Source organism: Halobacillus sp. ACCC02827 (genome assembly GCF_030291935.1).
Lineage (GTDB): Bacteria > Bacillota > Bacilli > Bacillales > Halobacillaceae > Halobacillus.
In genome coordinates, this window is sequence record NZ_CP128168.1 from 279537 (window position 1) to 292315 (window position 12779).

12 protein-coding genes are annotated in these 12779 nt (G+C 44.8%); 6 read left to right on the forward strand and 6 right to left on the reverse strand.

The window, feature by feature from the left end:
• The first annotated feature begins 280 nt into the window (after positions 1-280).
• Positions 281-844: a lysozyme family protein gene (locus QRD89_RS01530; protein WP_236096530.1), complete on the forward strand. Its 564-nt coding sequence runs from the start codon at positions 281-283 to the stop codon at positions 842-844.
• 57 nt (positions 845-901) lie between these two features.
• Here QRD89_RS01530 and QRD89_RS01535 read toward each other — a convergent pair whose 3' ends face one another.
• A complete protein-coding gene (locus QRD89_RS01535) occupies positions 902-2233 on the reverse strand; it encodes a glycoside hydrolase family 68 protein (protein WP_062515756.1) in 1332 nt (443 codons plus the stop codon).
• A gap of 75 nt (positions 2234-2308) precedes the next feature.
• Complete coding sequence (locus QRD89_RS01540) at positions 2309-3586, reverse strand: glycoside hydrolase family 68 protein (protein WP_026577035.1); 1278 nt, start codon at positions 3584-3586, stop codon at positions 2309-2311.
• A 408-nt stretch (positions 3587-3994) separates the two neighbouring features.
• Here QRD89_RS01540 and QRD89_RS01545 point away from each other — a divergent pair, with 408 nt between their 5' ends.
• On the forward strand, positions 3995-5149 hold the full coding sequence (locus tag QRD89_RS01545; protein WP_152413379.1) for an AI-2E family transporter: 1155 nt from the start codon (positions 3995-3997) through the stop codon (positions 5147-5149).
• 17 nt (positions 5150-5166) lie between these two features.
• Here the strand turns inward: QRD89_RS01545 and QRD89_RS01550 are convergent, their stop codons facing one another.
• The 3 genes from QRD89_RS01550 to QRD89_RS01560 all read right to left on the reverse strand — a co-directional run bounded on the left by QRD89_RS01550 (position 5167) and on the right by QRD89_RS01560 (position 7768).
• On the reverse strand, positions 5167-5757 hold the full coding sequence (locus QRD89_RS01550; protein WP_008636949.1) for a cysteine dioxygenase: 591 nt from the start codon (positions 5755-5757) through the stop codon (positions 5167-5169).
• Positions 5744-6646 (reverse strand): DMT family transporter, encoded by a 903-nt coding sequence (locus tag QRD89_RS01555; protein WP_008636948.1) that lies wholly within the window; start codon positions 6644-6646, stop codon positions 5744-5746. The genes QRD89_RS01550 and QRD89_RS01555 overlap by 14 nt, the downstream gene beginning before the upstream one ends.
• A gap of 126 nt (positions 6647-6772) precedes the next feature.
• Complete coding sequence (locus tag QRD89_RS01560) at positions 6773-7768, reverse strand: YeiH family protein (protein WP_062515755.1); 996 nt, start codon at positions 7766-7768, stop codon at positions 6773-6775.
• Between the two features lie 123 nt (positions 7769-7891).
• Here QRD89_RS01560 and QRD89_RS01565 point away from each other — a divergent pair, with 123 nt between their 5' ends.
• Complete coding sequence (locus tag QRD89_RS01565; protein ID WP_241210924.1) at positions 7892-8776, forward strand: LysR substrate-binding domain-containing protein; 885 nt, start codon at positions 7892-7894, stop codon at positions 8774-8776.
• Between the two features lie 47 nt (positions 8777-8823).
• Positions 8824-9327: a GNAT family N-acetyltransferase gene (locus tag QRD89_RS01570; protein WP_051348842.1), complete on the forward strand. Its 504-nt coding sequence runs from the start codon at positions 8824-8826 to the stop codon at positions 9325-9327.
• A gap of 260 nt (positions 9328-9587) precedes the next feature.
• On the opposite strand, the gene QRD89_RS01575 is transcribed toward QRD89_RS01570, so the two are convergent.
• Positions 9588-10799, reverse strand: a complete 1212-nt coding sequence (locus QRD89_RS01575; protein ID WP_026577031.1) for an MFS transporter — start codon at positions 10797-10799, stop codon at positions 9588-9590.
• 105 nt (positions 10800-10904) lie between these two features.
• On the opposite strand from QRD89_RS01575, the gene QRD89_RS01580 reads away from it, so the two are divergent.
• Positions 10905-11753, forward strand: a complete 849-nt coding sequence (locus QRD89_RS01580; protein ID WP_286096163.1) for a LysR family transcriptional regulator — start codon at positions 10905-10907, stop codon at positions 11751-11753.
• Between the two features lie 129 nt (positions 11754-11882).
• A complete protein-coding gene (gene ytvA / locus QRD89_RS01585) occupies positions 11883-12689 on the forward strand; it encodes a YtvA family blue-light photoreceptor (protein WP_008636934.1) in 807 nt (268 codons plus the stop codon).
• The last annotated feature ends 90 nt before the right edge of the window (positions 12690-12779 follow it).

The window sequence follows — 12779 nt, forward strand, 5'->3', positions numbered from 1 at the left end:
GCTTATGTCTCTAAGTAGATAATTATCCGTATCATTCAGTCGTTTATTGCCTTTAGGTAATTATAATCCGTAAATGACAGAATAATCAAACTAATCCAGCGTATTACCGATTCATTATACAGGAAGATGATCTTTTAACATGATAGAATGAAAGTGTTATTTTCGTATGGAAGGAAGGGAGAAATTGTCTGTCAGAAACAAAAGCAAAAGCAAAAGTAAAAAAGCCGGCTTCTTGATGTTCTTTCTCCCCTTTCTTCTCGCTGGGATTTTTCTCTATGTAATGAATAATTATGATATAGGTCAAGAGATTGCAAGCAGTTTGAGAACGGAAAAGGAACCGAAGCTGTCTACAAATGTGCTTGATTACGAGGAAGAGGTTAGATCGTATGCGGCTAAAGAGGGGATTGAACCATATACAGAAGTTATTCTCGCTGTGATGATGCAGGAATCAGGAGGTCGGGGAAACGATCCGATGCAGGCATCTGAATCCTTGTGCGGAGAGGTTGGCTGCATTACAGAGCCAAAACGCTCCATTGAACAGGGGGTAAGCTATTTTGGTGATGTTTTGGAACGTGCTGATTACGATGTGAAGCTGGCTTTGCAGTCCTATAATTTCGGACCTGGATTTATAGAATTTGTTATGGAACGAGGGGGCGAGTACACGCAGGAACTTGCCATCGAGTTTTCCGCACAAAAGTACGACGAATTGAGAGACACCGGGATATACAGCTGTATCAGGGAAGAAGCAGAACAGTATGGTGCGTGTTATGGAGATATATACTATGTAGATGCGGTCCTTGGGTATGTGGAAGAGTCGGATTATAAAGCAGTCACTAATATGTGATAGAAGAAAGAGGCCCTATACGGGGCCTCTTTCTTCTTTATGATAAGAATATACTTATTATCTGATTTTTCCAGGTTTTGAATCTCCATTTATTTTTGTAGTGTCGTTATGAATGGAGAGCTTGATTGTAGGTGCAAGCGTACCGCCGAAATGCGACATTTGGTATTCCGGTGTGGTTCCTCCTAAATCTGCTATGTTCTTCCCATCTAAGTCATGGAAATTGTAGAAGCTGATCACTTTCCCATTGGGCATGACGGTCCAAGAGTACGACTGGTAGTCATGGCCATCCGGATTAGCAAGAACAAGGCCGCTTTCGTTTAGAGGTTCATAACCTCCGAATAGGGAATTCGATGTGAATCCATAAAGCCCGTCAGGACCGTCCACGCCTGGGCCGAACTTATGTTCATGTGTACTTGTGAATAAATAGTACTTATTCCCTTTATTCACGATATGAGGGCGTTCCAGCTCCTGATTTACGTAATTAGCTTCAAGAAGAGCAGGGAGTGCTTCAAATTCTGTATAGGCGTCATTCTTAGCTTCCGCAATGCCGATACTTCCATTGAATTGTTTAGCGAAATCCTCCATAAATACTTCATGGGTGCTGCTGAATGCATCACTGCCGATATATGCCTTATCTAAACTTCTCTCTGCTGGAGCTCCGGGCGAGTTCGCTTCGAAAAGGATGTAATCTTTACCGCTTTTCGGATCCTCGTAGAACCATGGATCGCGGAAGGTATAAGCGATATCGCCTTGTTGAGACTGTTCCTGTGTTTGATAATACTTACCATGCGGCTCCAGGATTATGTCATGGGAGAAGTTTGTAAAGGAAACGCCATTTCCATCTGCTTTTATATCGCCTGTTGCCAGTGCAAGGCGTTGTTCATAAGTTAATGTTTCTTCTCCTTTACGGCCTGTCGCCGTATAAAACAAATGGAGTTTCCCGTTTTCCATCATGGCGGAACCAGCCCATTGCCTTGAACCATAAGCATCTTCGGAAGGGAATGCTTCTCCGCCGAGCGTCCAATCCTGACCATTTTTAGAATAGAAATAGCGGATAGCTGCTACATCATGACGCTTTCCGGGTAGCAGATCAGACGGTGCTGTAAGGGAAAAGATAACGTAATTTCCGTTTACCTTAGCAAGTGATCCGTCCTTCTCCCGTAATGGCCAAGTATCCCAAACGTGGAGTTCCGGTGCCATCTTTTCAAAGTCTGGTTCGATATAAGGAGCTGTGGTTGCATCCGTACGCTCGATTTTCAAAGCATCCTCGATCGTCCAGTTGGATGTTGGTGTTTCTTGTGCAGAGACGCTTCCCGCGAAGCCGGCCGCTCCCATACTCAATACAGTCGCCATAACGATATGTTTCAAGCTTTTTCTTCTAAATACCATTAGTCTTACCTCCTTATTTAAAAGAAAAGAAGCTGGTTTTGCTTAAAAACCTAGCTTCTTTCCATTGGTTCTTCATTATCCGTGGATTTCACCTTCACCCATAACGTTAGTGATCTTGGATGTATCACCTTTGAGATTAATCTTAAGGGTTGGGGCAAAAGAGCCGCCGAATTGGAAGTTTCCATTCTCATCATAAAATTCATTCACAAAACTAATGACTTGTCCGTGTGGTAAAACAGCCCATGAGTAGGTTTGGAATGGATCTTCTTTCGGATTCGCCACAACAAGACCATTTCCGTTCATCGGTTCATAATCTCCGAATAGAGATTCACCATGGAATCCGTAGAGCCCGTCCGGCCCTTTTAGACCTGGGGCGAAGGTGAATTCGTGTGTAATCGTGAACAGGTAGTAATCATTACCTTTCTTCACAACATGCGGACGCTCCAATTGTTGGTTTGTCCCGTTTGCCTCCAACAGTGGAGGAAGAAGTTCAAAATCAGTCAGGTCATCGTTTGTCGCTTCAGCGATACCGATGTTCCCGTTATAATTCTCTGCACCGGCTGGAACATCCTCACCTGTAGATCCGATGTGCTTCTGCTTCAATGTCTTATCAAACCCACCACTGTTTCCTTCAAAAATGAGGTACTCTTCCCCTGTTTCAGGGTCTTGGAAGAACCAAGGGTCACGGAAGGAATAAATGATATCACCGGTTTTCTGTTCTTGTGTTTCGTAGTATTTTCCATCTGCCTCTGCCAGGATTTGATGTTCCCCCTGGTTAGATACAGTGACGCCGGAGTTCCCTTTGGCATCCATTTCAAACGTTGTCTTTGCTAAACGTTGTTCGAAAGTCGGTTCCCCTTTACGTCCAGTAGCTGTGTAGAAAAGGTGGACCTTTCCGTCTTTATCCAGCATTGCAGATCCAGCCCATTGACGGGAACCAAAGGCTTTTTCCTGATCATAAGGAACATCACCCATCGTCCAGTCTTTTCCATTCTTGGAATAGAAGTAACGAATAACGGCGTGATCATGGCGTCCGCCCCACGTATAATCCTTGCTTGCAGTCAGGGCAAAGGTAACATAGTAACCTTTGATTTTCGCAATAGAACCATCACGGTTTCTTAAAGGCCAGGTATCCCATATCCAGTAGTCAGGTGCCACATCAGTGAAAGAATCGAGATTAGGCGCTGTATTCTCTTCCGTCAATTGGAAGTTTTGTGCGTCTTCTCTCGACCAAACTGGAGTGTCCTCGTCTGTTTGTGCATTTGCTTGAAGAGGGCTTTGTGCCAATGTTCCAACGAGAACAAGACCGGTTAACGCAATTTTAGATAATAAAGAAGAATAAGTACGTTTCATTGTTGCCTCCTAATATGTAGTAGTATTATGCTCCGGAGCACATGGTTAACTTTATGGAATGGATTCCATATGGTCAATGCAGGCCAAAAGTATCAGCCATTAGTGGAATTAAATTGAAAGAGGGGATGTACCAAGGGTCTTAAGCTTAATCTTAATTATGCAAAGGTTTCCAACTAAAGAAAAAAATGAGATAATAATATCGACTCTTCTGTATGATTTTGTAAATTATTCGTTATTAATAGATTATATGGAATCGATTCCATATAGGGATAAGGTCTTTGGTTCAATGGTAGAGTAAAAGGAAGAATCGCTCGACCGGTGAATCAAAAGTGTTCATTATGGGGTTTCTATTATGATAAACTGAGGAAAAATAAAGAAGAGTTGTTTATTCGTGAAGGGGTAATGATTATGAATCGTTGGGATTCCACACCGTTTATCCGATTTTTCGGCGGCAGGAAATTATTATATGTTTTAGGGATCTTGCTGTTAATCGGTTTGAACATTTTCATTTATTCAAGTGTCGGCTTTATTTTCGAGCCTTTCTTCATATTTGTAAAAACGGTGGCACTGCCGTTAATTCTCTCTGTAGTTGTTTACTATCTGCTTCGTCCGATCATTAATTTACTGGAATCTTGGCGGATCAAACGGATATGGGGCATTTTGATGACGCTGCTTGTGCTGGTAGGTCTGATCACGCTGCTTATTGTCCTGATCATTCCGTTCCTGGAGAAACAGCTGATCAGTCTGGCGGAGGATTTACCGAAGTACCTTGGCGATATGATCAAGTCAGCAGATGAATGGTTGAAGAATTCCATCTTCTCCAGCTACTACACAAATATGTTCAATGATGTAGATGAGTTGTTGAACCAGGTACCTGATTATATATCATCCTATGCTTCTCAGACGGTCGAAGGGATTACGAACATCATATCCACGGTGACAAGTGTGGTCGTTGCTTTAGTTACGCTTCCATTCATCCTTTTCTACCTTCTGAAAGACGGGCATCATCTGCCGGAGAAAATTCTCCGTATGTTTCCTCCGAAAGCTCGTCCCGGAGTGAAGAGTGTCTTTCAGGGCATTGATCATCAGCTTAGTGCTTACATTCAAGGCCAGATCATCGTCAGTTTCTGTATCGGAGTGATGATGTACATCGGGTTCCTGATTATCGGCTTGGATTATGCTCTTTTACTTGCGGCAATCGCCAGTGTGACAAGTGTCGTACCATATTTAGGACCGGCAATTGCAATTACGCCTGCCTTGATCATATCCATCGTGACATCACCATTTATGGTATTGAAGCTGGCCATTGTGTGGACAGTGGTCCAACTGCTTGAAGGGAAGTTTATCTCTCCACAGATTATGGGGAAAAGCCTGCATATCCACCCGGTTACGATCATCTTTGTCCTGCTTACGGCAGGCCATTTGTTCGGGGTAGTCGGAATCATCCTCGCCATACCGGGATATGCCATTCTTAAAGTGTTCGTTTCCCATATCTTTTACTGGCTGCAGACACGGTACAACCGCTTTGCGGAGGATGAAGATAAGTATAAACTGGATCAATAAATTAAAAGAAGCGGGCCTCAAGTCCGCTTCTTTTTTAATTGGATTTCTTTTACTTTCTGCTTCTGATCATCCGGCCACCATGCGCCGCAGTCAGTGGATACAATACAGGCAGCACATGCTTCCAGATCGTACACCTTCATTCCGCGGATGGGTGGGGAATAAAGGTGAAGCGTGATGAGTGGCTCTCCCCCTTCTTGCGCCATTTGGTGGACACCCCGCACAGGTGCGAAGAAACAAGACCCTTTATTTTGCGTCTCTGTAAAAAGCGGCTCAGGAAGACTGTCGTTCTCCACTCTGTAAATGGTCTGTTTGGTCCGGCCGCTTAGGACTTGGATCCATCCGGCTGATTGGCCATGGTCGTGCGGTGCACAAGCTAGGGCACTCCAATTCATGACGATCACTTCTACATGATCGTCCTGATACAAGACTTTCCGGGCGTATGGTTTCCCTGCCGGATCTCGGAGAAAAGCAGTCACTTCCTCTAACGATACATCCAGGTTCAGCAGTGTTTGCTTGATCTCTTCCGGCTTCCATGAAGACATGGTGGAGAACGCTCTCTTCATACGTTCCAAAAGGTTCATTAGTTCTTCCTCCTTAATTCTTCCCATTGATAAATCTTCCTTGTACAATCATGACACCGAAAACAATAAGACAGCCTCCTGCGATAGAAGCAGGAGCTAATCGTTCATTTAAGATGAGAACCGCTGCACCAAGAGTAGCCAGTGGTTCAAAGTATAGAAATACGGAGACTTGAGAAGCCTTCATGACTTCAAGAGCCTTCGCCCAGTACCAATAAGCGACGGCGGAAACGAAGATGCCCAGAAAAAGAAGGTGGCTCCAATCAGCAGATGTGAGACCGTAAAGCTGCTGGATACCGTTATTTCTGACAAAGAAGGGAAGGGTAAGAATAAACCCGATCATACTCATATAAAAGGTGAGGACGAGAGGTGGCAGCGGGACGGCAAGTGCTCGAAGCAATATGGTGTAAACCGCCCAATTAAGTGTGCTTAGGATCATTAGAATATATCCAATAGATAGAGAGAATTCCAGACTCATTCCCCGTCCCCAAGTCGTGATCATCAGAACTCCAGTGACGGATAAAGTGATTCCCAGAACTTTCCCTATAGTGATCCTCTCCTGAAGAAATAGAAAGGAGAGGAAAATAGTGAATATTGGGGAAAAGGCGATGAGCCAGCCTGCATCGGATGCTTGGATAGTTAATAAAGCGGATGCTTGGATAACTTGATGAATAAATACACCCAGAACCCCGAGGATGATTAAATGCGGAAGGTTGGAGATGCGGACCTTCCATGGTTCTCTCAAAAGAAGAATAAGCAGAAATAAGAAAAGGGATCCGATTCCGAACCGTACGACGAGAAGCGATAAGGGATCCATCTTATCCAAGACGGCCTTCGTGGATACAAAAGAGATCCCCCAGAATGTAATAGACAGGAAAGCGTAAAAGGAGGCCCCGGCCCTTGTTTGAGACATTCCCATGTGAATGATATTCCTTCCTTCAAAAAAGTGTCCCTATACTATATGCACATAGTGGACGAGCATGAATCGCAGGAAGAAAAAAAGAACCCACATGAGGGTTCTTTTTTCGCTGGGAGATACCTGTTTTCAGGCAACGATCCAATAGGTGAATAAGGAAAGAAGGACCGATGTGACAAGCAGCAACAGCGTCGGTTTCCATGCTTTGTTCTTCACATCAGAGAGACTCACATTCAAGCCGAGACCAACCATCGCCATTGTCAAAATAAAGGACGTTCCTGTCGATATACCGTTCATAACAGTAGCGGGTATTGTAAACAGCGTTCCATCTATATAGCTGCCGAACAAGCTCAAAGCAATAAAACCCAGAAGGAACCATGGGAAAGCGATAGCACGGCCGCTTTCTTCATTCCTTTTTTTTCGGTTCATGATCCATACGAGAATCAGGCTGACCGGTACGAGCAGGAAGACACGACTGAGCTTGGCAAGGAGAGCCATGGCAAGTCCGTCTTCTCCTGCAGGCTCTCCTGCAAGTGCGACATGTGCGATTTCGTGAAGACTCAAGCCCGCCCACATTCCGTAGGTCTCTGCGTCTGCCGGCAATAATGGGCGGATAATCGTGTATGCGATGGCGAACAGGGTACCGATCACCGATATGATACCTGCGCTTAGAGCGGTGTCTTTTTCCTTCGCTTTCAAGATTGGAGAAACCGCTGCAATTGCGGAAGCACCACATATGCCGGTGCCGATACCGAGCAGCAAAGTAAGCGATTTGTCTGCTTTGAAGATTTTCGCAAGCAGCATCATCAAGCCGACAGCGAACAGGATAACGAGTGTACCGCGGAATAGTAAAGGTAATCCTTCATGAAGAATGACATCGATGTTCAGTTTTAAACCGAATAATATGATAGCTAAACGAAGCAGCTTCTTCGTCGAAAAGCGGATTCCTGTGTGCAGTCGCTCGGGATATCCGAAGAAGTGTCTGTAAATGACAGCAAGCACAATTGCTGCTGCCAACGGCCCCACTTGGTTAACAAGCGGCAGCTCAGCCACAAGGAATCCTGCAGCAGCAAGGATGGCGGTAAAAACAATTCCGGGAAGGAAATTTTTTATTTGTTGATTCATAGGTGTATCCTCCTTCTGACCATTCCCCATCATACGCCCGGACTATCTATTAGTAAAATAAAACTTTATAATAGTTATAATTAAAAAACATAATGATTGGGTGAGACTATGGATTTTGAAGCAATGAAAACCTTTGTGGCAGTGGTGGATCAAAAAAGCTTTACAAGAGCAGCAGCCAGCTTAAATCTGTCCCAACCGACAGTAAGTTCCCACATAAAGAATTTAGAACGTTATTTTGATGCCACGTTGATTGATCGATCGCCGAAGCGTTTTCATTTGACAAAGACAGGGGAGATTGTCTATCAGCGTTCAAGGCAGGCAATCGGTTTGATTGATAAGGCCGTTCAGGAAGTATCAGAATACCAGCGGGAGCTTGGTGGACTGATTCGTATCGGTGCGAGTTATACGGTGGGGGAATACATTCTTCCGCCTATTTTAAAAGCATTCGATCAGGCTTACCCGTCTGTTGATTTACAGGTAAGAATTGAAAACTCGAAGCGGATTAATGAGGCCGTCCAGCACCATGACTTGGATGTGGGACTCATAGAGGGGAAGGTTACCCAGCATGGTTTAAGCTCGGAGCCGTTCATGGAAGATGAAATGGTCGTCCTCGTGCCGGAGGCCCATCCGATTCGAAAACAATCGTCTATTACTTTCGCTGATCTCCAGGATCAGACGTGGATCACCCGGGAAGAAGGATCAGGTACAAGAGCGATGATGGATTCCATGTTGGAGAGCTTCAACATTCGTCCGAAGAAGATGATTACAATCGGAAGTAATCACGGAGTTGTCCAAGGGGTGAAAGCGGGTCTTGGTTTGTCCTTTTTATCTAAAACAGTTGTCTGTCACACAGGTGTCGAACACCTGATCATGCAGCTTCCCTATATAAAAACAACGACGCGGTATTTTTCTATCGTCACTCCGATGAACAGAGAAGAAATCAGCGATTCTGTGGACAAGTTCATGGAGGAAGTGCGAGCGCTCCACCAATTGTCAAAGAATTATTAAATTTACCGGCATCTTATTCTGATAAGATGAAAGAGAGAGGGATTTGGTTGAACGTAGAGAAATGGTATAAGGGTGATGATTTACAGGAAATTATCCAGATGATCAGAGAGACCATTTGCGACGATGACTGTTCTCCTTATTCGGAAAAACAACGGGAGGCTTGGGCTGCGGGGTTCCTTGATACACAGGGGCTGTGCGAACGGTTAAAGAAAAGCAGTACGTGGGTGGTCAGGGAAAACGGGCGTGTCATCGGCCTTGGAAGCCTGTACAAAGACGTCGTGGACCTTCTTTATGTCCATAAGTACAGCCGGCGCAGAGGGGTCGCTTCCCTTTTGCTTCATAAGCTGATGGAAGAAGCGGTTCAACAGCGTAGGTGTTTGTTAACAACCGAAGCAAGCTTCCCTGCTGTTCCTTTCTTTGAGAGTCACGGATTTGCAGCAGTAGCGGAACAAACAAAGGTCGTTCGAGGCATTTCGATAAAAAATGTCCAAATGTGCAAAGAATGGCATAACGAAGATGATCCGAGGGTAAAGAAGAGTATAAAAAATTGAAACGCCGCCCGGTCCCCGCACGTACTTAATGGTAGACAGATGAATCTTTACGAACGTAGACCAAATCTTATTTCATACTGAGGTGAAAAAATGAAAAGATTAGACCAGATCGTCGACTATTTGAAGGCACTGGGAGTTGAGGTAGAGAAGGTTTATCGCACACCGAAGGAAGAGACGAGATAAGATAATCTTACAAACATAAAGACATCCAATAGCAGGTATGCTTCGGGTTATCCCGAGGCATACCTTTTTTGCTTTGTTCAAGCGGATTGTTTAGCTGTGATCTCAAGGAATGCCGGGTGCTTCGATTGAATGACAGACCAGACGATGCCGAGAACAACCGGAATACCCAGCATGAGGAAAACATAACGGACGCCGTATCCTTCTGCAATAAGGCCGAATATCGGCCCTGTCACGACGACAGATGTCTGGTTGCAGAGCATGCGTAAACTCGACATTCGTCCATGAAAGTCAGCATCGGTCACCATCTGCTGGATGGATTGCAGCAAGGCGCGGACAAAGGAAGTGCTGAGACCGATTAGAAAGAATCCGATAAAAGATACCCAGACCTGCTGGGTCCAGACAACGATGAGGAGCCCTGCCGCCATAAGCAGCAGAGACATGATACCCAGGCGGTTCCTGAAAGTAGACCACCACCACGTGCCCAGAACCCCTGCTGTGATTCCTCCAATGGAGAATACACTGTCCAGAAGTCCATAAACGAATGCATCCTGCTGCAGGTGCTCACTTGTATACACACTGAGAAAACCGAGTGTCGTATGAAAGGTCAGTTGGCCGATCATAGTCATAACAAACAGGCCGTAAAGCATTCTGTTGGCGTGGACGTAAATGAATCCGCCTTTCAACTCATTCAAAAAGGAGGATGGAGGTCTTAATCCTCGCTCGTACAAAGGCTGATAAGCAAGGCGGGTGACGGCGATCCATCCAGCTGTATAAAGAAAGAGTACGATGGCTATGGATACGTTCATGGTTACCAGGCCGGCCAGAAGCCCTCCTGATGAAGCTCCGGTCAAACTTCCAGTGATCGTCGCTGTATTGGACCATGAGAATATCCGCGGCAGCGATTCCTTTGGATAGACTTCTGCAACAAGTGCCTGTAATGAAGGTCTGAATAACGAACCGAGTGTCTGCATGATCATATGAGAACTAATGAATATCCATAGGTGCATCCATCCGAAGAAAAACGTACTCCATAACCCCAACAAACAACACGCGCTGAGCAAGCCTGCAATTCCGGCAAGACGCTTCCGGTTTCCGCGATCAATGATTACTCCGAAAATAAGATTGGAAAATAACCCTGGTACGAACCCGAAGCTTACGAGGAGACCAGTATATAAAGCATTGTCTGTCCACTGATAGAGGAACCAGGTAATCAGGACAAAGTACATAGCTCTGCCGCACTCATAGAGAAAGTAAGCGCTCATCAGCTTTTGTGTAAGAAAACGATCCATTTCCGCACCTCCTAAATACTGTCTTTATCGTACTGCTTTTATAGGTATTTGAATAATACTGGTTTATAATGAAAAGTGATAAGTAAAAGTTATGGAGGGATAGCGATGAAACTGGAAGATTTCCAACTACTCCTGGCTTTGAAACGGTATGGAACCATTCATGCGACAGCAAAAAAAGTACTGATATCCCAGCCGGCAGTTACTCAGCGGTTAAAATACATAGAGGCGTATTTTGGAAGTGCGCTCTTTTTAAGGACGCCGAAGAAGCTCATCCCCACCCCCTCAGGAGAATTGGTGCTGAAACACGCGGATTTTATGATCCAGTCAGAAAAAAAGATTCATGAAAAACTTGCTGCTGCCAGAGGAGAGATAGCCGGGACAGTATCCATTGGTGCCTCCTCTTTGTTCAGCCAGTATTTCCTCGCGGGGCAGCTTCAATCATTCATGAATAAGTATCCGGATGTATCGATTGACCTAGTTACCGGCACAAGTGAAGAAATTAGGCAGACGGCAGAGGATTTTCATATCTGTATTGTCCGGGGAGATCCGATTCCCGGCTACGAAACACATCATTTATTTCATGATCGTTTGTATTTGTTTGATTCTCTGCCCTTTGAAAGAATGGAGGGGCGGCCGTTTATCGAGTTCAAGAGCGACCAGGGATTTCAGATACTCCTCGATAAGTGGTTGGCAGAAAACCCTGGCATCAAACGTTCGTTTAAAGTGGATCAATTCGAAACGGCGAAGCAGATGATGAAGCGCGGGATTGGTGCTACAGTGCTGCCGGAAAGCATCATAAAAAATGAGAAAGATTATTATCATCATAAACCACTGATGGTGGGAGGAGAAATCGCAGCAAGAGAAACGTGGGCATGTACGAAAGAAAAAATGAGTGAACTGCCGCAGGTGCGGGCCTACATCGAACACCTGCACATTTTTTTCAAGGATTCTTAGGATAAAACAGGTAGAATCCATTTATTTGTCGAAATTGGTTGGAAATTCATGCAGGGTGTCGCTTGCACAACTATAGGGATTCATTTTATCATGATAGTATTCATTCCATACTAGAGGGGATTGTTCATAGTGAGTGAAATCTCATTTGCTAAGCTGGAAGAAATACAGCAGAACGAATTCATCAAAGCGGCGATCGACCGCGTCGGGGCCGGTGTCGTTATTACGGATCCGGAACAGGAAGACAATCCGATGATTTATTGCAATAAGGGTTTCCAGGAATTGACCGGCTATCAGCCTGAAGAAATATTAGGGAAGAACTGCCGTTTCCTGCAGGGAGAAGAAACAAAACCGGAAAAAATAAAGTTGATCAGACAGGGATTGGCTAACAGGGAGCCTGTCTTGGTGGAGCTGAGGAACTACCGGAAAGATGGATCCTTGTTCTGGAACGAGCTGCAAATATTCCCTGTGTACATCGAACAGATGGACCAGACATATTTTGTCGGTGTTCAGAAGGATGTGACAAAACGTCGGGAGCAGGAAGAGTTGATCGGACATTACTTATCTGAACTCAAGCGTCTTTCTACACCAATTGTTCCGATTGAGAATAATATTTCTGTCCTTCCTTTGATTGGTACAGTGGATGATGAGCGGCTTCAGCAGATGCTTGAAACAGTCAGTCACCATGTGAAAGAATCGAAAGAGGACTACCTGATTATGGATATGTCGGCAGTTTATTCGTATAACGAAGCGATACATATGGGAATTTACCAGATGAATCAGCTTCTCGATCTCATGGGTACTAAATTGGTCATAACAGGGATAAAACCATCTTTCGCTATTCAAAGCGCACCTTATGCGGACTTTAGTGAGTTATCCTTACAGACCTATGCGTCTGTTAAACAAGCGTTGCAGCATTTGAATGTGGAAACAAAATAGAAGCAAGGCTTCTCCTAAAGAGAGGCCTTGTTTTTTTTGGCGGCTTCCTTTTTAAATGATCGGGCAAGGAAGAGAAGTGAAGGTCAAGAA

Coding starts and splice junctions, on each gene's coding strand:
- QRD89_RS01575 (WP_026577031.1), bottom strand. CDS start 10,799: ATGGATCGTTTTCTTACACAAAAGCTGATGAGCGCTTACTTTCTCTAT.
- QRD89_RS01530 (WP_236096530.1), top strand. CDS start 281: ATGAATAATTATGATATAGGTCAAGAGATTGCAAGCAGTTTGAGAACG.
- QRD89_RS01550 (WP_008636949.1), bottom strand. CDS start 5,757: ATGGGAAGAATTAAGGAGGAAGAACTAATGAACCTTTTGGAACGTATG.
- QRD89_RS01540 (WP_026577035.1), bottom strand. CDS start 3,586: ATGAAACGTACTTATTCTTCTTTATTATCTAAAATTGCGTTAACCGGT.
- QRD89_RS01555 (WP_008636948.1), bottom strand. CDS start 6,646: ATGGGAATGTCTCAAACAAGGGCCGGGGCCTCCTTTTACGCTTTCCTG.
- QRD89_RS01565 (WP_241210924.1), top strand. CDS start 7,892: ATGAAAACCTTTGTGGCAGTGGTGGATCAAAAAAGCTTTACAAGAGCA.
- QRD89_RS01545 (WP_152413379.1), top strand. CDS start 3,995: ATGAATCGTTGGGATTCCACACCGTTTATCCGATTTTTCGGCGGCAGG.
- QRD89_RS01535 (WP_062515756.1), bottom strand. CDS start 2,233: ATGGTATTTAGAAGAAAAAGCTTGAAACATATCGTTATGGCGACTGTA.
- QRD89_RS01560 (WP_062515755.1), bottom strand. CDS start 7,768: ATGAATCAACAAATAAAAAATTTCCTTCCCGGAATTGTTTTTACCGCC.
- QRD89_RS01580 (WP_286096163.1), top strand. CDS start 10,905: ATGAAACTGGAAGATTTCCAACTACTCCTGGCTTTGAAACGGTATGGA.